This window comes from Streptomyces sp. NPDC127106 (assembly GCF_042677605.1).
Taxonomy (GTDB): domain Bacteria; phylum Actinomycetota; class Actinomycetes; order Streptomycetales; family Streptomycetaceae; genus Streptomyces.
Genome location: NZ_JBHXTC010000074.1, coordinates 1 through 23,317, shown reverse-complemented (window position 1 = coordinate 23,317; position 23,317 = coordinate 1). Strand labels below are relative to the sequence as shown.

Below are 23,317 nucleotides of genomic sequence, written 5' to 3'. Positions count from 1 at the left end.
GGGCGGGCCCTCCATTCTCATTCGGGTATGTGACGCGGGGTGTGGGGGGGGGGGACGGGCCGGGGGGGGGCGGCGCGGCGCCCCCCCCCCCCGGCGCGGGGGGGGGGCCCCCCCCCCCCCCCGGGTCCTGGGACGAAAAAGGGCCCGAATACCCCGCTTCCGGGACATACGAACCCTCGATCGGGCCGCCACCGACCGCCGTCGGGGGCGCACACGCACCACCGCCCGGCGCGTGGGGGGATACGCGCCGGGCGGTGGGCTTCACACGTGCGGTGACCGCTCGCTCATCCGCGCGGTCTACGCACGCGGGGCTTCGCGGGATGTTCAGCCGAGCTTCAGCTTCTGGCCGGGGAAGATCAGGTCGGCGTCGGAGACGATGTCCTTGTTGAGCTCGAAGAGCTTCTCCCAGCCGCCCTTGACGTTGTGGGCCTCGGCGATGGTGCCGAGCGTGTCACCGGACTTGACCTCGTAGGAGCCGTTGCCGGTCTTCGGGGCCGGGGCCTCGGAGCGCTCGGACCGGGTCGTCGGGACCTCGGTGCGCGAGGTCTCCTTCTTGGTCTCGACCTTCGGCTGGGTCTTCTTGGTCTCGGCCTTCGGGGTCGACTTCGGGGTCGTCGCCTTCGGGGTCGACTTGGTGGTGGTGTTGTTGTTGGTGGTGGTCGAACCGCCGCCGGTGTACGACGAGTTGGACAGACCCTTGCCGCAGTGCGGCCAGGCGCCCTTGCCCTGGCCCTTGAGGACCTTCTCCGCGATGGCTATCTGCTGCGCCTTGGTGGCCTGGTTGGCCTGCGCGGCGTACGCCTTGCCGCCGTAGCCGGCCCAGGTGGAGGGCGAGAACTGCAGGCCTCCGTAGTAGCCGTTGCCGGTGTTGATGGACCAGTTGCCGCCGGACTCGCACGCGGCGACGCGGTCCCACTCCGAGGCCGTGGCGGCGGAGGCGGTGCCCGCGGTCATCAGGGGCGCGGCGACGGCGACACCGGCGACGCCGGCGAGCGTCACGATGCGGGTGGTCCGCTCGATGGCGGTGGCGCGGCGGTGCTTGCCCTTGCCCGAAAGCAGCATGGAGTTCTCCTCACCGACGCCTGCGAGGTGAGCTGTCGGGTTCGGGCAGATGAGTTGCCCGGCCGCGCGGTGTGACGCGCGGCTTCACCCCAAGCCGGTCCGTGCCGTCGTGCAACGGCCTTTCCCGGCACCTACGTTGGTTCCCCCGCTCCTGCCTTCGGCGCTTGACGCGACGAGTGTTCCCTCCGTCCGCCGGCAGGATTCGGCGATGCGGTCGAAGGGGCCCGCGGTGGCGAGCGGTTCAGACCGTAGGCATGTCTCCCCCCGATGTTCAACGAGGAACACCGGGGGGAGAGAGCCCCTACTTGCACTGCTTTTCGGGGTGTTTGCGCAGGTGGGGGCGGGGTTTGCCCAAGCCCCCAGGCGAGACACGCCAGTTGACCGGAAGAGACGCATGTCTCATTTGAACGAACCGGACATTCGCCGCTTTACGGATGCCCGAACTGTCCCTACTTCCGGCTTAGATCCAGATTCTGACCCGGCTTGATCAGGTCGGCGTCACCGCCGATGACCTGCTCATTGGCCTTGTACAGGGCACCCCAGCCGCCCTGCACGCCCTTGGCGTCCGCGATGGTCGCCAGGCTGTCGCCCTCCTTGACGGTGTACGAGGCCGGCGACACCTCCACGGCCGGCGTGCCGCGGTGCTTGCCGGTGCCCGTGACGTCCGGGACGACGCCCGGGTCCGTGGAGGCGCCGGGTGCGCCCGATGCGCCCGACGCGCCCGGTGCCGACAGGGCGGAGGGGACCGCGGGGGTGGCCGGGGCGGAGCCCGGGTTCGGGGCGCCCGGGGTGCCGGGTGCGGTGGCGCCCGGAGTGACGCCGGAGGTGGCGCCGGGGGCGCCGGGGGTGGCGCCCGGGGTGCCCGGGGTGGCGCCCGGGATGCCGGGGGTGGCCCCCGGGATGCCGGGCGCGGTCGGGGTGGGCGTCACCGGGTTCGCGGTCGGGTCGCCGGGGAACACCGGCGGGAGCGTCGGAGCCGCGGTCGTCCCGTCCGGCGCGGGCATGACGGGCAGTCCGCTGGACGGCCCCGTCGGCGCGGGCGGGAGCGTGTAGTCCGGCGCGGGGGTCGGGGCGCCGTAGTCCGTGGGCCGGTTGCCGGAGCCGGTGGGGGGCACCACGGCGTCGGGGCGGCTCGGCGTCTGGCCGATGGCCCGGTGCTGGCCCTTCGCGCCGGGGTCCACGTCCGCCGCGGGCGCGTCCTTGGTCAGCCCGGCCTGGGCCGCGCAGTTCTGCCAGGCCTCGGGACCCTGGGAGCCGAGCACGCGCTCGGCGACGGCGATCTGCTGGGACCGGCTCGCGAGGTCGGCGCGCTCGGCGAACTCCTCGCCGCCCGCGTTCTTCCACTCCTCCTGGGTGAACTGCAGCCCGCCGTAGGCACCGCTTCCGGTGTTGGCGCTCCAGGTGCCCCCGCTCTCACACTCGGCGACCTTGTCCCAGGTGGCGGCCTCCGCCGCGCTCGCACCGGTGGCTGCCAGCAGCGGCATGGCCAGTGCGGAGCCGGTGACTCCGGCAGTGACGACAATCGCGGGTACCTGGCGGGGGCGTCTGTGGCGGCCGTTCCCGGAACGCATGTGCAGCACCTTTCGCATAACGGCTGGGTAACGGCAGAACCTAGCGGCCTTCGAACGATTGTCACAAGTTGAGCAAGAGCCTGACTTTCCTTCAGGAAGTGTTCAGATGTTTCGGGGTGTAAATCGGACGGGAAGTGTGCGCAGGCCACGCATGATGAGACCACCCCGCCACCGAAGGTCAGTTGACGGAACGGCGAGTTCCAGATCCGGCAGACGCGTGAGCAAAGTCGCAAGTGCCGTCTGTCCCTCAAGTCGCGCGAGCGGCGCGCCCAGGCAGTAGTGGATCCCGTGGCCGTACCCGAGGTGCTGGTTGTCGGTCCGGGAGAGGTCCAGGGCGTCCGGATCGGCGAACCGCGCCGGGTCCCGGTCGGCGGCGGCGAGCACGACCAACACCGGGTCGCCGACGGCGATGTCCTGCCCCCCGAGGGTCAGCGGCCGGGTGGCGAACCGCCAGGTGGCCAGCTCCACGGGGCCGTCGTAGCGGAGCAGCTCCTCGACGCCCGTCTGCAGCAGGCCGCGCTCCCCGGCGGCGAGGGACTCCTGGAGCCGGGCGCGCTGGCCGGGGTTCATGAAGAGGGAGTGCACGCCGTTGCCGATGAGGTTCACGGTGGTCTCGAAGCCGGCGAACAGCAGGATGAAGGCCATGGCCGTGGCCTCTGCCTCCGTCAGGTGGTCCCCGTGGTCGCTCGCCCGGATCAGGTCGGAGATGAGGTCATCACCCAGATCATCCCTTTTGCGATGGATGAGCTCCCCGAGATAGGTCCGCATCTGCTTCACGGAACGGGCCACTCCGCCCCGCGGACCGCCGCCGTGCCGGATCATCATCCCCGCCCAGTCGCGGAAGTCGTCCTGGTCCTCGCGCGGTACGCCGAGCATCTCGCAGATGGCGTAGATGGGGAGCGGAAAGGCGAACTCGTGGATGAGATCCGCCTCACCCCGCCCGGCGAAGGCGTCGATGAGCTGATCGGTCAGCTCCTGCACCCGCGGCGTGAACTCCGCCACCCTGCGCGGGGTGAACGCCTTCGACACCAGGCGCCGCAGCCGGGTGTGGTCCGGCGGGTCGATGTTCAGCAGGTGCGTCATCAGCTCCGCCTTGCGCTCCCCCGGGATCCCGGTCTTGCCCTTGGCGTGCGCCGGCTCCGCGTGGTGCGCCGGGTTCTTGCTGAGCCGCTGGTCGGCGAGGGCCTGGCGGGCATCGGCGTACCGGGTCACCAGCCAGGCCTCGACCCCGCTGGGCAGCCTGGTGCGGTGCACCGGGGAGTGCTCCCGAAGCCAGGCGTACGCGGGGTAGGGGTCGGTCGCGAACTCCCAGTCGAACAGGGTCGGGCCCTGGGCGGGAGCGGGTTCTTCGGGGGCTGCGGGGGTCGGCTCGTGCACCCGTCGACGGTATCCCGACCACCGGACCCCGTCCCATATGGGGCGTTCGCCGCGGCTGTCCGTAGATCCGCCGACGCTTGACGCCGACTCGTCCGCCGTTCCTACTTCCGTCCTGTGGATGTGAGGATCTTGAAGAACAGCTTCGCGGTGGTGGAGAGGCGGGCCGAGCACGCCGTGAAGTACTTCTACTCCCACCTCTTCTGGCACAACCCCGCGATCCGCTCTCTGTTCCCCTCCTCCTCCCGCGACATGCAGCGCCAGCGCGACCGGCTCTTCGCCGCCCTCACCCACGTCATCGCCCACCTGGAACACGAGAGCCTGCTCCCCTACCTGCACGACCTCGGCCGCGACCACCGCAAGTTCCTCGCCCGCCCCGAGCACTACGCGGCCGTCGGCGCCAGCCTGCTCGCCGCGCTCGCCGAGACCTGCGGCGCGGCCTGGACCCCGCCCGTGGAGAAGGCCTGGTCCGAGGCGTACCAGGTGATCGTCGACGCGATGACCGCGGGCGCCTCCGCCGACGAGGGCCCGCCCTGGTGGGACGCGGAGATCGTCCGCCACCTGACCTACGGCGAGGACCTAGGGGTACTGACCCTGCAGCCCGAGGTCCCCTTCCCGTACCGGGCCGGCCAGTACACGAGCGTGAGCAGCGAGCGCGTGCCGCAGGTCTGGCGCACGTACTCCATCGGCAACGCCCCGCGCCCCGACGGCACCCTCGACCTGCACGTCAGCCGCATCGAAAACGGCCTGCTCAGTACGGCCCTGGTCCGCGAGGCCCGGCCCGGCGACGTGCTGCGGCTCGGCGCGGCCGGCGGGGCGCTGACCTTCCGCCGCACCGACCGGCCGGTCAGCCTGATCGCCGCCGGGACCGGCTGGGCGCCCGTCCGGGCCCTCTTGGAGGAGCTCGCCGAGCATCCGCCCGCCCAGGGCGTCCGGCTCTTCGTCGTCGCCCGGGACACCGCGCACCTCTACGACCGCCCGCTGATCGACGCGTACGCCGCCGCGTTCCGCTGGCTCGGCGTCACCTACATCACGCCCGCCCCGGGTCGGCACCGCAACGAGGCCACCGCCCGGCTGGCGACCGCGCTCGGCCACCGCGGGCTCTGGCCCGACCACGACGTCTACCTCAGCGGCCCGCCGGGGTTCGTCGACGAGACCGTGCATCTGCTGCGGGGGCTCGGCGCCGCCCCGGGCCGGATCTTCCACGACACCCTGCCCGCCGCGGGCACCGGCCACGGCCCGGACGGACGGCCGCTGGGCTTCGGCGACTGGTTCCTGCACCGCCCCGACGCGCACTGGCTGAACCCGTCACGGCGCGCACCCCGCCACGCCTGACCCGGCGCCGACCCGGGCACGCGAACGCCCCGGCGCGGGAAGGCCCCGGCGCGGGAAGGCCCCGGGCGTTACCCGCCGACGCCCTCCGCGGCGCGGATCGCGTCCCGGTAGACGCGGGCCGCCGCGCGCAGCGCGGTCTCGGGGTCGACGCCCGCCGCCTCGGCGCGCGCCGCCATCCGCAGCAGCTCGTACCCGATGCCCTCGTCGTCCGGCAGCTCCACGGCCACGCCGCCCGCCCGGACCCGGCCGGCCAGCTTGGCCGCGAGGGCCAGGCCCGGCTGGCCCATGGGGATCCCGTCGGTGACCGACTCCCGCTGCTTCTCCACCGCCTTGGTGCGCTGCCAGTGCGCGGCCACGTCCTGCGCGGTCTGCGCCTCGGCGTCCCCGAAGACGTGCGGGTGCCGGTGGATCAGCTTCTCGACGAGGCTGCCGGCCACGTCGTCCACGGAGAACGGCTCGTCCGGGTGCTCCTCGGCGATCCGCGCGTGGAAGACCACCTGGAGCAGGACGTCGCCGAGCTCCTCGCGCAGCTCCTCCCGGTCCCCGTCCTCGATGGCCTCGACCAGCTCGTACGCCTCCTCCATCGCGTACTTGACCAGCCCCTCGTGGGTCTGGCGCGAGGTCCACGGGCACTCGCGGCGGACCCGGTCCATCACCTGTACCAGGTCGAGCAGCCGCGCGCCGGGCAGGTCGTACGAGCCGGGCAGCAGCTCCAGGTCGGGCATCGCGACCCGGCCGGAGCCGGCCATCCGGGCCAGGCCGTCGGTGAGCCGCCGGTCGCCCTCGCCGGCCGGGATCAGCACGACCGTGCGCCCACCGGCGCAGGCCTCGACCAGGTCCTGCGCGTCCGGGCCGGCGATGGTGACCTCGACGCCCGCCTCGCGCAGGTACGGCAGCTGCGGGTGCTCCGGGTCGGTGCACAGCACCCGGTCCGCGGCGTGCAGGGTCTGCCAGGCCTGCCAGGACAGCAGGCCGGGGGCGACCCGGTGGCTGGCGGTGAGCAGGACGATCCGGCCGGCGGCGGTCTCGTCGGCCGGCTCGGGAGCGGGTGCGGCGGCGTGGGGGTTCACCCTCCGAACCTACCTCCCTCCCCGCGGCCGCGGCCCGGGGCCCCCGGGCGGCTCAGGCGCCGGCGGGGGCCTGCCCGGGCCGGGTCCGCTGGGTGATCCAGGGGGTGACCTGGTCGCCGAGGACGATCTGCTGCGCGTCCCAGACCCCGTAGCGCGGGTTCACTTCGATGTGCAGGGCCTTCGCGGCCTCGCCGAGCCGGTCCATGGCCTTGTCCTGGCTGCCGTAGTGGGCGAAGAGCTTGTCCCGCAGCAGCTTGAAGCGGAGGTCCGCATCCACCTGGCCGGGGGCCAGGTGGGCCTGTTCGAGGGCGGAGGCCCGCAGCCTCTCGGCGCCGCCCGCCTTCTGCAGCTGGCCGTCCCGGTACTCCTCCAGCTCCCGCCGGCTGACGGTGATGCCCGCGTCCTTCGCGGCCCGCTCCAGGACGGCCGTCTGCAGCAGCTTGTTGAGCTTGACGCGCTCCAGGCCCGGCGAGGACTGGATCAGCTGGGACGCGGCCTCGCCGGCCCCGTTCTGCGCGGCGCGGACTTCGTTCACCTGGGCCTGGAGCGCGGAGGTGGTGATCCGTTCGCCGCCGACGACGGCCGCTGTTCCGGGACGTGCCCCGCCCGAGCAGGCGGACAGCAGGGGAGCCGCCGCGAGCAGGGCGGCGGAGACGGAGAGCGCAGTGCGACGGTGCAAAGGAGCCTCCAGGGCCGGGAGATTGTGCGTCGGTGCACAAAGGCCGTGCGGTGATCGATGGTATGCAGTCCGGGTGGCCGGAGCCACCGGTTCGACCAACGATTCCCGGGGTGTCGCGGTACGCGTGGGGTGCCGTCCGGGTTCGTGTGTCGGCGTCCAAGGTTGGTGTCCAGGCCATCCTGCGGCCATCCCGGGGTCCCCCGCGGGTGGCAGGGTCGGCCCACCATGTCGACACCGCTCCGCTCGCCGCACCGCCCGCCGCTCCGGCCGCCGGTCCGGTCCCGGCCGGAATCCGCGCGCCGCTCCCCGCGCCGTCCCAGCCTGGCGGGCTCGGCGCTCGCCGCGCTGCTGACGACGGTGGCCGTCTGTGCCGGGGACGCGGCCGCCCGCGTCTTCCCGTACGGGCACCGCCACCGCAGCGTCAACGACCTCGGCAACCAGTTCGTCCCCTTCCACGCCCACCTGTGGGACCTGCTGCACGGGCGGGCCCGCGGCGGGCTGCTGCTCAACTGGCAGTCCGGCTACGGCACCAGCTTCCTGCCCGACTTCGGCACCTACCTGGCCAGCCCGTTCGCCCCGCTCGTCGCCCTGTTCCCGCGGCAGGACATCGACCTCGCGGTGTACGTCGTCACCGTCTCGAAGACGGCCGCCGCGGCGGCGGCCATGGCATGGCTGCTGCGCACGCAGGCCCGCGGCCCGTGGTGGGCGGCGGGGCTGCTGGGGGCCTCGTACGCGCTGTGCGGCTGGTCGGTGATCGAGGCCGCGTACAACCCGATGTGGCTGGACGGGCTGATCGCGTTCCCGCTGCTGTGCCTGACCGGTGAATGGGCGCTGCGCGGGCGCCGGTTCGCCGCGGCCGTGCTCGTGGCAGCGGTGTGCTGGACGGCCAACTTCTACACCGCCTACATGGCCACGCTGGGCGCCGCGCTGGTGCTCCTGGTACGGGTGGTGCTCACGCGTCGGGGCGTGCGGGAGCGGCTGTGGACCGTGGGCCGGGCGGCGGCCACCACCCTGCTGGGCATCGCCGTGTCCGCGCCGGTGCTGGTGCCGCTCTTCCTGAGCTCGCGACAGGCCTACCCCGGCTGGAGCCGGCAGTTCCGGCCGGTGCCGTGGGCGGACCTGTTCGCCCGCCTGCTGCCCGGCACCTACTCCTTCTCCTCCCCCGCGCTCTTCGTCGGCACGGGCACGCTGCTGCTGGTCGCCGCCCTGCCGTTCCACCGGGGGGTGCCGCTGCGCTCCCGGCTGTGGTGGGCGGGGCTGGCCGCGGCGGTGCTGCTCTCCTTCCAGTGGACGCCGACCCACCTGGCCTGGCACGTGTTCGCCACCCCGAACGGCAGCCCGTACCGGCAGACCTTCGTACTGGCCGGGATCGCCGTCATCGCGGCGTGGGCGGCCCTCGCGGACGGGCTGCCGGGGCCGCGGGCCCTCGCGGCGGGGGCGGGGGTGCTGGGCGCGGCGGCCCTCGTCGCGAGCGGCAGCCCGCTGGCCACGGGCTGGGGGCTCGCGCTGTTCTGCGGCGGGCTGGCCCTGGCCGCGGCGGCCTGGTGGCTGCTGCGGCCCGTGCCCGCCGCCCCCGTCCCGCCCGGCCGGGCTTCCTCCCCCGGCCGGGCGTCCTTCTCCGGGCGGGCGTCCTCCCCAGGGCCGGCCTCCTCCCCCGGGCGGGCGGCCCCGCCGGTGCGCCGCCGGCTCGCGGGGCCGGCCGTGGCCGTCCTGGCCGTCGTCCTGGCCGGACAGGCCGCGGCGACCACGGCGTTCGGGCACCGGGGCAAGCTGGGCGGCCTCGACGACTACCCCTCCTGGGGCCGCGCCCACACCGCGCGGGCCGCCGCCCTGGCAGGGGCCGAGGGCTGGCCCGCGTACCGCACCGACCCGAGCCGGCCGGCGCTGTCCGGCAACGACCCGCTGCTGCTGGGCGGCGAGGGCGGCGCCTACTACAGCAGCCACACCCCGGACGTGTTCACCCGCACCATGGCGGCCCTCGGCGCCGGCTGGACCTCGCGCGGGCGCAACGTGCAGAGCATCGACAACCCGGTGACCGACGCCCTCTTCGCGGTCGGCGCCCGGCTCCGGCCGGACGGCACGGTCGCCCGCACCGAGCCGCTCCCGCTGGTCACGCTCCGTCCGCCCGGCCCCGGCACCGCCGCCGCCTACGGGGAGTCGCCCTTCGCCAACCAGGAACTCCTGCTGGGCGCCCGGGTGTACGAGGACCCGGTCGCGCCGGGGGTGTGCCGCGCGGGCACCGAGGCGTTCCTGTGGGCCCCCGAGTACAACGCGAACGCCCGTCTCGCCGACGGGCCCGCCTTCCGCCTGAACGGCAACCCGCCGCGCAACCGGGCCGCCCTCCAGCCCCTCGGCCCCTCGCGCGGCGCGTCCTCCGCGCTGGTCTTCGAAGCCCCGGCGCCGCCCCGCTGGACGCTGTCCTGCCTGGACCGCGGACGGCTCGACGCGGCGGTGGCCGGGCTGCGGGCGCGGGCCGCCGAGTCGGTGCGGGTCGGCGCGGCGGGCGTCAGCGCCACCCTGCCCCCCGGATCCGAGGGCACCGCGGTGCTGGCCGCGCCCTCCATCGCCGGCTGGACCTGCAACGGCCGCCCGGCGGAGGACCGCCTGGGCCTGGTCGCGGTGCCCGTGGCCGCCGGTACCACGGAGGTGAGCTGTACGTTCCGGCCGCCGGGGCTGCTACCGGGCACGGCGGTCGCCGCGGCCGCCCTGCTGGTGGTGGCCTGCCGGGCGGCGTGGCGGCGGCGTCAGCGGACCCGGCCCAGCCACTGAAGGGTGCGGCGGACCTCGGCCGAGAACGGGTGCCCCGGTCCGTGCACCCGCTCGGCGTCGAACAGCAGCCGGGCCAGGGTGTCGTGGGCGGCCGGCCGGTCGCCCAGCGACAGCAGCAGGTGGGCTATCCGGCGGCGGACCTCCAGCGGCAGCCCCGGGTCCGGGTTCGCGTAGTGGTTCTCGAACAGCGGCAGCAGCGAGCGGTACTCCGCCAGCGCCGCGGCCGGCTCCCCGAGCTGCTCCAGGCACTGGGCCGCGTCGTAGCGGAACCGCAGGGCCTGGGCGTCGCCGGCCGGAAACTCCTCGGCGAGGCGGCGCAGTTCGGGCAGGGCCCGACGGTACTGGCCGTCGTCCATGAGCGTGGCCGCGTACTGCTTGCGCAGGCTGCGGACCACCGGCGAGTGCTCGCCGTGCTCCGCGGCCGCCGCCGGCAGGATCCCGCCGAGGATGTCCACGGCCTGGGTGAGACGACCTTGGTCGAGGAGGCTGCGGGCCTCGTCGACGGCGGCCGGGATGTCCGGCCGGGTCGGCGGCGCCGTCGGCTGCGGCGGGATCGCGGCGGCCCGGTCCGGCCAGGGGGCGTGCGGGCGCAGGAAGGGGCGGGTGGGGTCGAGGGTCGCGGCCGGGGTGCCCTGCTTGGGCAGCAGCGGCGCGAGCGCCTCGTACACCTGCTGCGCGGACGCGGGCCGGTCCTGCGGGTCCTTGGCCAGCAGGTGCAGCAGGACCGCCTCCAGCTGGTGCGGGATCTCCGGGCGCACGCGGCGCACCGGGGCCGGCGGCTCGTACAGGTGGCGGTGCAGCACGCCGAGCGCGGTGGACCCGGCGAACGGGACGTTGCCGCTGAGGAGTTCGTACAGCAGCACGCCCAGGGCGTACAGGTCGGTGTACGGGCCCACCGCGCCGCCCATCGCCTGCTCGGGCGCCATGTACGCCGGGCTGCCGATCGGCGTGCCGGTGCTGGTGAGGCGGGTGGTGTCGGTGTCCATCACCGAGGCGACGCCGAGGTCGAGGACCAGGACGGTGCCGTCGGGGCGGACCATCACGTTCCGCGGCTTGAGGTCGCGGTGCACGATCGGCACCGCGTGCACGGCGGACAGCACCCCGCACAGCTGCGCGACCACGGCCACGGCCCACTGCCACGGGTAGGGGTCGCGGGCGGCGAGGTGGTCGGCCAGGTTGTCTCCCTCGACGTAGCCCATGACGAGGAAGAGCTCGTCGCCGTCGCTGCCCGCGTCGTGCACCGTGACCAGGCCCGGGTGGTCCACCTGCGCGGTGACCCGGCACTCGCGCACGAAGCGGCGGCGCAGCTCGTCGGCGACCGAGCCGGGCCCGGCCACCTTGTCCGGGCGCAGCAGCTTGACGGCGACGCGGCGGTCCAGGCGCTGGTCGTACGCCGTCCACACCTGGCCCATGCCGCCCTGGCCCAGGAGCGAGGCGAGCCGGTAGCGCTCGCCGATGATCCGGTTGTCTTCCGTCACCGGGCCGGGCCCTCACCCTCGGGGCGGGGCGGCGTGGGCGGCGGGGTCTGCTTGCGCAGCAGCTCGCTCAGCTCGTCGAGTTCGGCCCGGACCTGGCCGATGCGCGGCGGGGTCGCGGGGCTCGGGGCCGGCGGCTGCGGCTGGGGCTGCGGCTGGGGCTGCGGCATCGGCTGGGCCCGGAGGCGGGGCTGCATCGGCTGGGTCTGCGCCTGGGGGTAGCCGTAGCCGGGCTGCGACGGCTGGGTCTGCTGCGGCGACACGTACGGGGCGGGGGCGGGCTGGCCCGGGTACCAGGCGGTGGCGCGGGCCGCTGCCATGCGCTCGTGGTGACGAATATCGGCCACCAGGAAGTAGATGCAGGTGGCGACACCGGTGAGGATGACGCCGAAGGCGCCGGCGTCGCTCTGCCAGCCGTCGAGGTTGGGCGTCTTGTCGGCGTCGATGAGCACCAGCCAGGCCACCGTCAGCACGAAGTTGACGACCAGCAGGACCCAGTCCATGGTCCGGCGGGTGAGGATCGCCAGCCGCAGCATCGTCGCCCACCCGAGGAAGCCACAGCTCAGGACGGGAATCAGGGCGAACAGCACGCGCAGTGCCACCACACCCCCGGAACTGGGCTGGGGGCCTTGCTGCGGCGGGAGGCCGGGGCCGTGCATCGCTGCTCCTGACGGACCGTGTCGACTGGTTCAGGTCTGAGGGTATACAGCGTTTCCGGCCGCCAGTGAGGGGATGTGCGCAACCGTTGCAGGCTTGCCGCACAGGCGCCCGCGGGCGGCGCGGCGCCCCCCGACGAGCCCCGGACCCCCGCGCACCTCGCGCTGGCGCACCGGGCCGCGGCCCGCGAGCCGGATATCCGGCCGACGGACGGACATACCCGCGGGTAACCTCGGGACTTTCGACTCCTTGTCCGGGGGGAACTCACCATGCTCACCAGGGAATCCGTGGCAGCCGCGCTCCTCGGCGCGACGCTGCTCGCCTGCGCCGCCTGCGGGCCGCAGGCGGGAAAGGCCACGACGGCCTCCGCCTCCGCCTCCGCCTCCGCCTCCGCTTCGCCGTCGCCGTCGCCGTCGCCGTCGCCGACCGAGGCTGCCGACGTCCTGGCAGGCCAGGATCCCGCCGCCGTCCTGCGCGGCGCGTACGAGGCCACTGGGCGGGCCCCGGTCAAGAGGGCCGAGGTCCACGCCACGTCAGGGGACCGCAAGATGCAGGCGAGCCTCACCCTGACCGGCGACGGAGTCTGCGCGGGCAGCGTCACCACCCTGATGGCCGGCTCGGCGCAGCTGCACCTGGCCGACGGCGTCCTCCTCCTCAACGGCGATCTCGGCTTCCTGCGCGACCACTTCGCGGACCGGCCCGACGGCGACGCGGAACGGGCGGCGGCCCGGGCGGCCGGACGCTGGGTCGAGGTGTCTTCCTCCGACCCCGCGGCCGACCGCCTCACCAGCCTCTGCACGGCCGGCGCGGACCCGGCGAAGGCGTACTCCCTGGACCGCACGGACGTCCGGAAGAAGAAGGACACCTGGTCCGACGGCCGCAAGGTGGTGGTGCTCGTCTCCACCGACGCCAACGGCTCCACGATCACCGATCACGTGGTGCTGGCGGACACCCCGTACCTGCTCAGGCGCTACGAGAAAGCGGGCAAGGTCTACGACAGCACGGAGTACTCCCTCGTCGCCCCCGACGGGCGGCCGCAGCCCCCGATCGACCCGAAGGCCGCCGAGAAGGTCTGACGGCCGCTCCGGGCCCGCGAGCACGCCCTTTACCGCGCTCGCCGGGGCGGCGGCCCGCCCCGGGCCGCCGCCCAGAGACGTCAGGAGCCCAGGACCGTGGTGAGGAACTCGCCCGTCCAGGCCAGCAGCTCCCGGCCGACCAGCGGCTTGCCGCCCACCCGTGCGGTCTTCGGCCGCGGGACCAGCACCTGCGAGGTGGCCGCCTTGACGACCGTGCCCGGGTAGAGGCGCTTCAGGCGCAGCTCCTGCGATTCGCGCAGCTCCACCGGAGAGAAGCGGACGTTGCTGCCCTGGAGGGTGATGTCCCCGACCCCGCAGGCACGGGCGAGCATGCGCAGGCCGGCGACCAGCAGCAGGTTCTCCACCGGCTCGGGCAGCTTGCCGTAGCGGTCGGTGAGTTCCTCGCGGACCGCCTTGATGTCCTCCTCCGAGTTGGCCGACGCGATCGACCGGTACGCCTGCAGGCGCAGTCGCTCGCCGGGCGCGTAGTCGTGCGGGACGTGCGCGTCGACCGGCAGCTCGATCTTGACCTCCAGCGGAGGCTCCTCCTCCACCCCTCCCTCCAGTGAGGCCCGGTAGTCGGCCACCGCCTCGCCGACCATCCGGATGTACAGGTCGAAGCCGACGCCGGCGATGTGGCCGGACTGCTCGCCGCCGAGCAGGTTTCCGGCGCCGCGGATCTCCAGGTCCTTCATCGCCACGTACATGCCCGCGCCCATCTCGGTGTGCTGGGCGATCGTCGCGAGCCGCTCGTGCGCCGTCTCCGTCAGCGGCCGCTCCGGCGGGTACAAGAAGTACGCGTACCCGCGCTCGCGGCCACGGCCGACGCGGCCGCGCAGCTGGTGCAGCTGGGAGAGGCCGAAGGTGTCGCCGCGCTCGACGATCAGGGTGTTGGCGTTGGAGATGTCGATGCCGGACTCGACGATCGTCGTCGAGACGAGCACGTCGAACTTCTTCTCCCAGAAGTCCACCACGACCTGTTCCAGGGCCTGTTCGGACATCTGGCCGTGGGCGGTCGCGATCCGCGCCTCGGGCACGATCTCCCGCAGCCGGGCCGCGGCCCGGTCGATCGACTCGACCCGGTTGTGGATGTAGAAGACCTGGCCCTCGCGCAGCAGCTCGCGCCGGAGCGCCGCGCCGATCTGCTTCTCCTCGTACGGGCCGACGAAGGTGAGCACCGGGTGCCGCTCCTCCGGCGGGGTGGTGATCGTCGACATCTCGCGGATGCCGGTCACCGCCATCTCCAGGGTGCGCGGGATCGGCGTCGCGGACATCGTCAGCACGTCCACGTTGGCCCGCAGCTTCTTCAACTGCTCCTTGTGCTCGACGCCGAAGCGCTGCTCCTCGTCGACGATGACCAGGCCCAGGTCCTTGAACTTGGTCTCCTGCGAGAAGAGCCGGTGGGTGCCGATGACCACGTCCACCGCGCCGTCCTTCAGGCCCTCCAAAGTGGCCTTGGCCTCGGTGTCGCTCTGGAACCGGGACAGCGCCTTCACGTTGACCGGGAACTGGCTGTAGCGCTCGGAGAAGGTCCCGTAGTGCTGCTGCACCAGCAGCGTCGTCGGGACGAGGACGGCGACCTGCTTGCCGTCCTGGACGGCCTTGAACGCCGCCCGCACCGCGATCTCCGTCTTGCCGTAGCCGACGTCACCGCAGATCAGGCGGTCCATGGGAACGGACTTCTCCATGTCCTCCTTGACCTCGGCGATGGTGGTCAGCTGGTCGGGCGTCTCCGCGTACGGGAAGGCGTCCTCCAGCTCCCGCTGCCACGGGGTGTCCGGGGCGAAGGTGTGACCGGGGGCAGCCATCCGCGCGCTGTACAGCTTGATCAGGTCGGCGGCGATCTCCTTGACGGCCTTCTTGGCGCGCGCCTTGGTCTTGGTCCAGTCGGCGCCGCCGAGCCGGTGCAGGGTGGGGGCCTCGCCGCCGACGTACTTGGTGACCTGCTCCAGCTGGTCGGTGGGGATGTAGAGGCGGTCGCCGGGCTGGCCGCGCTTGGCGGGGGCGTATTCGACGAGGAGGTACTCGCGGGTGGCGCCCTGCACGGTGCGCTGGACCATCTCCAGGTAGCGGCCCACGCCGTGCTGCTCGTGGACGATGTAGTCGCCGACCTCCAGGGTGAGGGGGTCGATGGACTTGCGGCGCCGGGTCGGCATCCGGCCCAGGTCCTTGGTGGCGGTGCGCTGCCCGGTCAGGTCGGTCTCGGTGAGGACGGCCAGGCGCAGCGCCGGGTCGACGAAGCCGGTGGCCAGGGAGCCGCAGGCCACGTGGACGAGGTGGGGCTCCAGGGCGGCGAGGTCGGCCTCCAGGCGGGCCGCGATGCCCTCCCCGCCGAGGACCTCGACGGTGCGGGCGGCCGGGCCGTGGCCCTCGGTGAGGTAGACGGTGCGCCAGCCGTCGGCGAGCCAGGCCTTGGTGTCGGCGAGGGCCCGGGCGGTGTCCCCGCGGTAGGTCTCGGGGGCGTGCATGCCGAGCTTCAGCGTGTCGGCGGCGAGGTCGGCGGCGTCGGCGGCGAACGGGGAGACCGACCACCACATCATGCCGAGCTCGCGGGCCCGGTCGCGGACGTCGGCGATCCCGCGCAGGGAGGCCGCGCCGACGTCGATGGGGGCGTCGCCGCCGCCGGCGGTGGCCGCCCAGGACGCCATGAGGAACTCCTGGCTGGTGGCCACCAGGTCGGCCGCCCGGGTGCGCACCCGCTCCGGGTCGCACACCACGGCCATGGCCCCGGCCGGGAGGACGTCGATGAGCAGTTCCATGTCGTCGACGAGGACGGGGGCGAGGGACTCCATTCCCTCCACCGCGATCCCCTCGGCGATCTTGTTCAGGAGTTCGCCCAGCTCGGGGTGGTCCTCGGCGAGGGCGGCGGCACGTTCGCGGACCTGCGGGGTCAGCAGCAGCTCGCGGCAGGGCGGGGCCCACAGGCCGTGCTCCGCGACTTCCAGGGACCGCTGGTCGGCGACCTTGAAGTACCGGATCTCCTCGACCTCGTCGCCCCAGAACTCGATGCGGAGCGGGTGCTCCTCGGTGGGCGGGAACACGTCGAGGATGCCGCCGCGGACGGCGAACTCGCCGCGCTTCTCCACCAGCTCGACGCGGGCGTACGCGGCGGCGGCGAGGGCCTCGGTGACCTCGTCGAGGTCGACGGTGAAACCCTGCCGCAGGCTGACGGGCACCAGGTCGGCGAGCCCCTTGACCTGCGGCTGGAGCACGGAGCGGATCGGCGCGACCACGACGGAGACGTGGCCCGCGGCCGGGTCGTCCTTGCTCGGGTGGACCAGCCGGCGCAGCACGGCCAGGCGCCGGCCCACGGTGTCGCTGCGGGGCGAGAGCCGCTCGTGCGGCAGCGTCTCCCAGGAGGGGAACTCCGCCACCTCCTCGGGCGGCAGGAACGACCTCAGCGCGGCGGCCAGGTCCTCGGCCTCCCGCCCGGTGGCGGTCACCGCGAGCACGGTCCGGCCGGTCCGGGCGGCCAGCGCGGCGATCGCGAAGGGCCGGGCGGCGGGCGGGCCGACGAGGTCCACGTGCATGCGGTTGCCGTCCTCGGCCGCGGTGACCGCCTCGGCGACGGCGGGGTCCCGGGTGACGGCGTCGAGCAGTCCGTGCAGGCTCATGAAGGAGGCTTTCCGTCCGGTGAGGGGGCAACGCGAAGGGCCCGACACGCATGCGGGCCGGGGGTTCCCACCCTACGCCCGCGGCCCCGCCCGGACCTCCCGCAACGGCAACGGACGGCGGACTGCGGCCGGCGGCGAGCAGCGAGCGCTCCGGGGCCCTGGAGGGCGGGGGCTCTGGGGGGGGTGAGTGGGGGCTCTGGGGGGTGGGGCACGGCGCAGGCCCCGGCCGCCCTTTTCGGGTTGCCGGGGCCTGCGCACCCCCGTGACGACCGCCCTACTCGCTGGCGATCGCGTTCAGTACGTTCATCCGCCCCGCCCGGAAAGCCGGGACCAGTGCGGCGAACAGGCCCACGAAGGCCGATCCGACGAAGACGCCGATGACCGTCGGCCACGGGATCTCCAGCACCCGCAGGCCCTCCAGGGCGAGCAGCTTCTGGGCCGCGACGCCCCAGCCCATGCCCAGGCCGAGACCGAGTAGGGCGCCGAAGAGGGCGATGACCACCGACTCCAGGCGGATCATGCGGCGCAGCTGGCGGCGGGAGAGGCCGATGGCGCGCATCAGGCCGATCTCGCGGGTCCGCTCGACCACCGAGAGGGCCAGGGTGTTCACGACACCGAGGACCGCGACGATGATCGCGAGGGCCAGCAGCCCGTACACCAGGTTCAGCAGCGTGCCGACCTGGTCCTTGAGGACCTGCTTGTAGTCGGTCTGGTTGAGCACCTGGTACTGCGGGTATGCGGCCAGGCTGTCCTTGAGCGCCGTGTACGCGGTGGCCTCCTGGCCGTCGACCGCCTTGGCGAGCAGCATGAACGGGCGGGGCATCTTCTCGGCCGGCACGTACTGCTCGACCGTGGCCGTCGCGATGTACATGACGCCCTTGTCGAGGTTGCCGTCGTCGTCGGTGACGGCCGCGACCTTCAGCTTCGCGGTGGAGCCCCCGGTGAAGGCGACCGTCAGCTCGTCGCCGACCTCGACCCCGTGCTTCTGCGCGTACAGGGAGCCGACCGACATCACGCCCGGCCCGTACGCGTTCGCGTGCCGCCCGTCCTTCATCTTGCGGCGGACGTCGTCCGCGTAGGTCGGGTCGGTGACGCTGAGGCTCTCCTCGACGGTGGAGCCGTCGGGGGCGGTCACCTTGGCGTCGACGCCCCGGTAGGCGGTCACGTGGTCCAGGCCCACGCTGCCGCGCATCGCCTTCTCCGCCTGCGGGACCAGGGGCTGGCCGTTCTGCGACTGGACGATGTAGTCGGCGCCGACCGACTTGTCGAGCTCCTCGGTGGCGGAGGCCACCATCGACGAGCCGACCACGGACAGGCACGCGACCAGCGCCAGGCCGATCATCAGCGCCGCGGCGGTGGCGCCCGTACGGCGCGGGTTGCGCAGCGCGTTGCGCTCGGCGAGCCGGCCGACGGACCCGAACGGCCTCAGCACCGCCCCGGACAGCACCCGCACCACGCCGCCCGCCAGCAGCGGCCCGATCACGATGAAGCCGATGAGGGTGAGGACGACGCCCGCGGCCAGCCAGCGCGAGCCGGTGGCGGCCTCGTCGGAGCCCGCCGCGAGCAGCAGTCCGCCGACGCCGAGGCCGGTGAGGACCAGGCCGAGCACGGCGCGGACGGCGCCGGCCTTGCGGTCGCCGGGGGTGCCCGCCTCGCGCAGGGCGGCCATCGGGGAGACCTTCCCGGCGCGGCGGGCCGGGACGTAGGCGGAGACGACGGTGACGACGACACCGAGGACGAGGCCGATGACCGGGGTCGTCCACAGGACCGTCAGGTCGTCGGTGGACAGCTTCATGCCCATGCCGCCCATGAGCTCCATCAGCCCGACGGCCAGGCCCACGCCCGCGCCGACACCGAGGACGGAGCCGACGCCGCCCAGCAGCAGGGCCTCGAACAGGACCGACCGGTTGACCTGCTCGCGGCCGGCGCCGATGGCCCGCATCAGGCCGATCTCGCGGGTCCGCTGGGCGACCAGCATCGAGAAGGTGTTGAAGATGAGGAAGATGCCGACGAGGAACGCGATGGCGGCGAAGCCCAGCATCACGTACTTCATGATGTCGAGGAAGGCGCCCACGTCCTTGCGGCCGGCGTCGGCGGACTCCTTCGCGGTCTGCAGCTTGTAGGTGTCCGCGCCGAGGGCGGCGGACAGGTTCGCCTTGAGCCGGTCGTCGCTGACGCCGCCCTTGGCGGTCACGTAGACGTTAGTGAACCGGCCGGCGCCGCCGAGCAGTTCGTGCTGCGCGGTGGCGGTGTCGAAGTAGACGACGGTGGCGCCGGGGTTGGTCGCCTTGAAGGTGGCGATGCCGCTGATCCGGGCGCGGAAGTCACCGGTGACGGAGATGACGCGCAGCTCGTCGCCGATCCGCAGCGCGTGCTTCTTGGCGGTGTCGGCGTCGACCATCACCTCGGTCGGCCCGCGGGGCGGGTGGCCGGAGGACACCTCCATCGCCTTGAGCTCGTTGTCGTTCCAGTTCGCGGCGATCGTCGGGGCGCCGGAGGTGGGGCCGATGTTCTTGTTCTCGGCGTTGACCACGGTGACGGCCACGGACACGACGGCGCCCTGGGCGGACTGCACGCCCTCGACGCGGGTCACCTTCTCGACGGTGTCCGCGGGGACGGTCTGCGGGCGGCCGTTGGCCGGGATCCCCTCGTCGCCCTCGGACCCGCCGGCCTTCTCCGGCTCGCGGGGACCGATGGTGACGTCGGCGGCGGTGCTGGAGAACAGCTTGTCGAAGGTGGTGTTCATGGTGTCGGTGAACACCAGCGTGCCGCACACGAACGCGACGGAGAGCATGACGGCGACCGCCGACAGCGCCATCCGGCCCTTGTGCGCGAGGAAATTGCGCAGCGAGGTCTTCAGGACGGTCACGACGTCCGCCCCCGGGCGTCGAAGTCCTTCATCCGGTCCAGGACCTGGTCGGCCGTGGGCGCGTGCATCTCGTCCACGATCCGGCCGTCGGCGAGGAAGATGACGCGGTCCGCGTACGAGGCGGCCACCGGGTCGTGCGTGACCATGACGATCGTCTGGCCGAGCTCGTCCACCGACCGGCGCAGGAAGCCGAGGACCTCGGCGCCCGCCCGGGAGTCCAGGTTCCCGGTCGGCTCGTCACCGAAGATGATCTGCGGGCGGGCCGCGAGGGCGCGGGCGACGGCCACGCGCTGCTGCTGGCCGCCGGACAGCTGCGTCGGGCGGTGCCCGAGACGGCCCGCGAGCCCCACCGTCTCCACCACGCGGTCCAGCCACTCCCGGTCGGGCTTGCGCCCGGCTATGTCCATGGGCAGCGTGATGTTCTCCAGGGCGTTCAGCGTCGGCAGCAGGTTGAACGCCTGGAAAATGAACCCGATCCGGTCCCGGCGCAGCTGGGTGAGCTTCTTGTCCTTCAGGCCCGTGATCTCGGTGTCGTCCAGGAAGATCTGCCCGCTCGTCACCGTGTCGAGGCCGGCGAGGCAGTGCATCAGCGTGGACTTGCCGGAGCCCGAAGGACCCATGATCGCGGTGAACTGACCGCCCGCGATGTCCACGTCCACGGCGTCGAGGGCCACCACGCGCGTCTCCCCGGAGCCGTAGGCCTTGACGACCCGACGCGCCCGGGCCGCGACGGCTGCGTGCCCTCCGCTTCCCCCATGCCTGGTCTTGGTAATGGCCGTTGTCACGGTGCGCTTCCCCTCGTTCGTGCGGGTGTGGGTGTGGGTGTGGGGTGGCCGTGCGGCTGCGCGGCACGGGCTCCGGATCGAGTCTGCGCCGCGGAGGGCGGCCGGCGCCCTGGTGCCGCTCGCCGTATCCACCGGGGGGTTAGCCCCACCCCCGCTCGTACGAATCCAGTCAAGGACACCGCGCGACGGGTCTCCTCCTCCGCCGGGACGAACGCCCCCTGGCTCCTTCTGAGGAGCACCCCCTAGGGGAACTACTCCCTTCGTCGGACGCCGGATGAGGGATACCGCCCGGCCGCAGCCCGGTGAGAAGGTGTTTCCGGCAGGTGCGTGCACAGTGAAAGGATCTTGGTGGGTACGGGGGAGAGCAGCCCAGGACGCCCCGGGAAGGGCCGGGAAGACGACGGCGACGGCATACCCGCCGACGGACTTTCGGCCAAGCCGGGAGCGGCCGGAGGACGACCGCGTACCGCCGTCGTCGCCGCCCTGATGCTCAGCATGGCCCTCGTCGCCCTCGAAAGCTCCGTCGTCGCCACCGCCGTCCCCCAGATCGTCGGCGACCTCGGCGGCTTCTCCGTCTTCTCCTGGCTTTTCGCCGGCTACCTCCTCGCCGTCACCGTCACCCTCCCCGTCTACGGCCGGCTCTCCGACAGCCTCGGCCGCAAACCCGTACTCCTCTTCGGCATCGCCGTGTTCCTCGCCGGGTCACTGCTGTGCACCGTCGCCTGGAACATGGCCGCGCTCATCGCGTTCCGCATCGTCCAGGGGCTGGGCGGCGGCGCCCTCCAGAGCACCGTCCAGACCCTGGCCGCCGACCTGTACCCGTTGCGGGACCGCCCCAGGATCCAGGCCCGGATGTCCTCCGTCTGGGCCGCCTCCGCCCTCGTCGGCCCCGCCCTCGGCGGGCTGCTCGCCGCCCACGCCGACTGGCGGTGGATCTTCCTCGCCACCGCCCCGCCCGCCGCGCTCGCCCTGTGGCTGATCCGCCGCCACCTCGTCGAACCCGTACGCTCCCGCGGCCGCCGGGGCCCCGTCGACTGGGCGGGCGCCCTCGCCGTCTTCGCCTGCGGAGCCGTCCTCCTCTTCGCCCTCGTCCAGGGCGGCGTCGCCTGGCCCTGGCTCTCCGCCCCCTCGCTCGGCCTGTTCGCCGCCGGCGCCGCCCTGGCCGCCGCCGTCGTCGCCGTCGAACGCCGGGCCGCCGAACCGATCCTGCCCGGCTGGGTGTGGCGCCGGCGCACCATCGCCGCCGTGAACCTCGCCCTGGGTGCGCTCGGCCTGCTGATGGTCGCCCCGATGGTGTTCGTGCCGACGTACGCACAGGCCGTCCTGGGCCTCGACCCCGTCAGCGCCGGGCTCGTCATGTCCGCCATGACGCTCAGCTGGCCGCTGTCCGCCGCCCTCAGCCAGCACGTCTACCGGCGCATCGGCTTCCGCAACACCGCCGCCGTCGGCATCGGCCTCGCCGCCGCCGTCCTCCTGTCCTTCACCCTGCTCCCCCAGCCCGGTCGGCCCTGGCAGCCCGCGCTCGTCCTGCTGCTGCTCGGCGCCGCCCTCGGCCTCTTCCAGTTGCCGCTGATCGTCGGCGTCCAGGCCACCGTGGGCTGGGCGGAGCGGGGCACCACCACCGCCTCCGTCCTCTTCTGCCGCCAGGTCGGACAGAGCCTCGGGGCCGCGCTGTTCGGGGCCGTCGCCAACGCGACCCTCGCGGCCCGGCTTTCGGATGCGGGTGGGGGTGCGGGTGGGGGTGACGGTGCCGTGCCCGGCCGCCTCGACGAAGTGTCCGAGGCCCTCGCTCGGCCGGAGCTGCTGCCGCCGGCCGCCGCCGACCGGCTGCGCGAGGCCGTGACGGCCGCCGTGGACCACGTCTTCCTCGGCGCGGCCGCCGCGGCCGTGGCCGCGCTGCTCGTGCTGCTGCTGGTGGCGCCGCGGCGGTTCCCCGTCCTGCCGGAGCAGCGCGAGGGGTAGGAACCGCCCACCCGCGCTTGTCATGCCCCCGGCCGGCGGAGTACACCTCTGAGATCGGAGATCCGCGTCATCACTCGGGGGGAAGAGATGGCTTCCGCACTGCTCGCACTGGCCTTACTGGCCGCCGTCGCCGGAACGGTCGGCTGGCGGCTCCGCCGCCGACCCGCCCTCGTCACCGGCCGCGACGGCCGCCTGTCCACCTCGACCACCCTCGCGCTCGCCTGGACGGTCATCCTCGTCTGGCTGCTGCTGACGATCCTCGCCTACGGGCTCACCGCAGGCGGAGGCACCCGCTACTTCACCGGCGACCCCGGCCCGCTGGACTCCCTCACCACCGTCTACCTCCCGCTGCTCGGCGGCCCGTACGTGGCCCTCATCGCCGCCAAGGCGGTCGTCGGGATCCGGCTGGAGAACGGCACCCTCGCCAAGCCCGCGGCCCGACCGACCGAGTCGGGGCGACGGCCCCTGCGGGAACTGATCGCCAACGACAGCGGCCGGACCGATCTGGTCGACCTCCAGTACGTGGCGCTCAGCGTGGTCACGATGCTGTACGTGGTGCTGTTCTTCCTCTCGGACGTGGGCGGCGGACTGCCGGAGTTGCCCGGGGAGATCTGGGCGCTCACGGGCGCGCCGGCCGGCGCGTACCTGGTGAACAAGATGGCGACGCGGCCGAACCCCGTGATCACCGGGGTGACGGTGGAGGACGGGGCCGTGGCGGTCCGGGGCGGGGGCTTCACCGCGGATGCGCGGGTGGAGGTGAACGGGGAGCTCCTGCCGACGCGGTACGAGGCGGGTACGGAAACGCTGACGGCACCCCTGCCGGAGGGGACTGCGGCGGGCGCCGCCTTCACGGTGGTCGTGGTAGCCCGGGGCCTGCGGAGTGACCCGTACGCCGCCCATGCCCCGGCGGTGGCCTGACGCGGTGCCTGCCGGTCGCTCGCCCGGCCGGCCGGCCGTGGCGTTGGGTCGCCTCAAACGCCGGCGGGGCTGGGGGGTGTGCCCGGGCGGGGGCTTCGTGG

General features: G+C 73.7%; 15 protein-coding genes and 1 riboswitch. Of the genes, 5 read left to right on the top strand and 10 right to left on the bottom strand.

What is annotated here, in order from left to right; translation table 11 throughout:
* Nucleotides 1-324: 324 nt before the first annotated feature.
* The 3 genes from ACFVGY_RS34405 to ACFVGY_RS34395 all read right to left on the bottom strand — a co-directional run bounded on the left by ACFVGY_RS34405 (nucleotide 325) and on the right by ACFVGY_RS34395 (nucleotide 4,010).
* Nucleotides 325-1,062, bottom strand: a complete 738-nt coding sequence (locus tag ACFVGY_RS34405; protein WP_385685412.1) for a transglycosylase family protein — start codon at nucleotides 1,060-1,062, stop codon at nucleotides 325-327.
* A gap of 2 nt (nucleotides 1,063-1,064) precedes the next feature.
* Nucleotides 1,065-1,235: riboswitch (cyclic di-AMP (ydaO/yuaA leader) on the bottom strand.
* A gap of 276 nt (nucleotides 1,236-1,511) precedes the next feature.
* On the bottom strand, nucleotides 1,512-2,633 hold the full coding sequence (locus ACFVGY_RS34400; RefSeq protein ID WP_385685409.1) for a transglycosylase family protein: 1,122 nt from the start codon (nucleotides 2,631-2,633) through the stop codon (nucleotides 1,512-1,514).
* 102 nt (nucleotides 2,634-2,735) lie between these two features.
* Nucleotides 2,736-4,010 carry a cytochrome P450 gene (locus ACFVGY_RS34395; RefSeq protein WP_385685406.1) on the bottom strand — a complete coding sequence of 425 codons (1,275 nt, stop codon included), beginning with the start codon at nucleotides 4,008-4,010 and terminating at the stop codon, nucleotides 2,736-2,738.
* A 120-nt stretch (nucleotides 4,011-4,130) separates the two neighbouring features.
* Here ACFVGY_RS34395 and ACFVGY_RS34390 point away from each other — a divergent pair, with 120 nt between their 5' ends.
* On the top strand, nucleotides 4,131-5,342 hold the full coding sequence (locus ACFVGY_RS34390; protein ID WP_385685403.1) for a globin domain-containing protein: 1,212 nt from the start codon (nucleotides 4,131-4,133) through the stop codon (nucleotides 5,340-5,342).
* 68 nt (nucleotides 5,343-5,410) lie between these two features.
* Here ACFVGY_RS34390 and ACFVGY_RS34385 read toward each other — a convergent pair whose 3' ends face one another.
* Both ACFVGY_RS34385 and ACFVGY_RS34380 read right to left on the bottom strand, forming a co-directional pair.
* Nucleotides 5,411-6,412, bottom strand: a complete 1,002-nt coding sequence (locus ACFVGY_RS34385; protein WP_385685400.1) for a nucleoside triphosphate pyrophosphohydrolase — start codon at nucleotides 6,410-6,412, stop codon at nucleotides 5,411-5,413.
* A 52-nt stretch (nucleotides 6,413-6,464) separates the two neighbouring features.
* Nucleotides 6,465-7,091, bottom strand: a complete 627-nt coding sequence (locus tag ACFVGY_RS34380) for a SurA N-terminal domain-containing protein (RefSeq protein ID WP_385685397.1) — start codon at nucleotides 7,089-7,091, stop codon at nucleotides 6,465-6,467.
* A 225-nt stretch (nucleotides 7,092-7,316) separates the two neighbouring features.
* Between ACFVGY_RS34380 and ACFVGY_RS34375 the strand changes: the two genes are divergently transcribed.
* Nucleotides 7,317-9,860 carry a YfhO family protein gene (locus ACFVGY_RS34375; protein ID WP_385685394.1) on the top strand — a complete coding sequence of 848 codons (2,544 nt, stop codon included), beginning with the start codon at nucleotides 7,317-7,319 and terminating at the stop codon, nucleotides 9,858-9,860.
* On the opposite strand, the gene ACFVGY_RS34370 is transcribed toward ACFVGY_RS34375, so the two are convergent.
* Together ACFVGY_RS34370 and ACFVGY_RS34365 are read right to left on the bottom strand one after the other, a co-directional pair.
* A complete protein-coding gene (locus tag ACFVGY_RS34370) occupies nucleotides 9,836-11,338 on the bottom strand; it encodes a protein kinase (RefSeq protein WP_385685391.1) in 1,503 nt (500 codons plus the stop codon). The genes ACFVGY_RS34375 and ACFVGY_RS34370 overlap by 25 nt on opposite strands.
* On the bottom strand, nucleotides 11,335-11,994 hold the full coding sequence (locus tag ACFVGY_RS34365; protein ID WP_385685388.1) for a hypothetical protein: 660 nt from the start codon (nucleotides 11,992-11,994) through the stop codon (nucleotides 11,335-11,337). Before ACFVGY_RS34365 ends, ACFVGY_RS34370 begins: the two co-directional genes overlap by 4 nt.
* A gap of 267 nt (nucleotides 11,995-12,261) precedes the next feature.
* Between ACFVGY_RS34365 and ACFVGY_RS34360 the strand changes: the two genes are divergently transcribed.
* Nucleotides 12,262-13,068, top strand: coding sequence for a hypothetical protein (locus tag ACFVGY_RS34360; protein ID WP_385685385.1), 807 nt, complete (start codon nucleotides 12,262-12,264; stop codon nucleotides 13,066-13,068).
* An 80-nt stretch (nucleotides 13,069-13,148) separates the two neighbouring features.
* Here the strand turns inward: ACFVGY_RS34360 and mfd are convergent, their stop codons facing one another.
* From mfd to ACFVGY_RS34345, 3 genes are all read right to left on the bottom strand, one after another.
* Nucleotides 13,149-16,682: a transcription-repair coupling factor gene (gene mfd / locus ACFVGY_RS34355; protein WP_385685382.1), complete on the bottom strand. Its 3,534-nt coding sequence runs from the start codon at nucleotides 16,680-16,682 to the stop codon at nucleotides 13,149-13,151.
* Nucleotides 16,683-16,956: 274 nt separating this feature from the next.
* A complete protein-coding gene (locus ACFVGY_RS34350; protein ID WP_385685379.1) occupies nucleotides 16,957-19,551 on the bottom strand; it encodes an ABC transporter permease in 2,595 nt (864 codons plus the stop codon).
* Nucleotides 19,548-20,336 carry an ABC transporter ATP-binding protein gene (locus ACFVGY_RS34345; protein WP_385685377.1) on the bottom strand — a complete coding sequence of 263 codons (789 nt, stop codon included), beginning with the start codon at nucleotides 20,334-20,336 and terminating at the stop codon, nucleotides 19,548-19,550. Before ACFVGY_RS34345 ends, ACFVGY_RS34350 begins: the two co-directional genes overlap by 4 nt.
* A 348-nt stretch (nucleotides 20,337-20,684) precedes the next feature.
* On the opposite strand from ACFVGY_RS34345, the gene ACFVGY_RS34340 reads away from it, so the two are divergent.
* Nucleotides 20,685-22,298 (top strand): MFS transporter, encoded by a 1,614-nt coding sequence (locus tag ACFVGY_RS34340; protein WP_385685374.1) that lies wholly within the window; start codon nucleotides 20,685-20,687, stop codon nucleotides 22,296-22,298.
* An 87-nt stretch (nucleotides 22,299-22,385) separates the two neighbouring features.
* Nucleotides 22,386-23,216 (top strand): hypothetical protein, encoded by an 831-nt coding sequence (locus ACFVGY_RS34335; RefSeq protein ID WP_385685371.1) that lies wholly within the window; start codon nucleotides 22,386-22,388, stop codon nucleotides 23,214-23,216.
* The last annotated feature ends 101 nt before the right edge of the window (nucleotides 23,217-23,317 follow it).

Bases quoted from the DNA above. Each gene is read 5' to 3' on its own strand.
- ACFVGY_RS34365 (WP_385685388.1), bottom strand. From the start codon at position 11,994: ATGCACGGCCCCGGCCTCCCGCCGCAGCAAGGCCCCCAGCCCAGTTCC.
- ACFVGY_RS34375 (WP_385685394.1), top strand. From the start codon at position 7,317: ATGTCGACACCGCTCCGCTCGCCGCACCGCCCGCCGCTCCGGCCGCCG.
- mfd (WP_385685382.1), bottom strand. From the start codon at position 16,682: ATGAGCCTGCACGGACTGCTCGACGCCGTCACCCGGGACCCCGCCGTC.
- ACFVGY_RS34400 (WP_385685409.1), bottom strand. From the start codon at position 2,633: ATGCGTTCCGGGAACGGCCGCCACAGACGCCCCCGCCAGGTACCCGCG.
- ACFVGY_RS34405 (WP_385685412.1), bottom strand. From the start codon at position 1,062: ATGCTGCTTTCGGGCAAGGGCAAGCACCGCCGCGCCACCGCCATCGAG.
- ACFVGY_RS34360 (WP_385685385.1), top strand. From the start codon at position 12,262: ATGCTCACCAGGGAATCCGTGGCAGCCGCGCTCCTCGGCGCGACGCTG.
- ACFVGY_RS34335 (WP_385685371.1), top strand. From the start codon at position 22,386: ATGGCTTCCGCACTGCTCGCACTGGCCTTACTGGCCGCCGTCGCCGGA.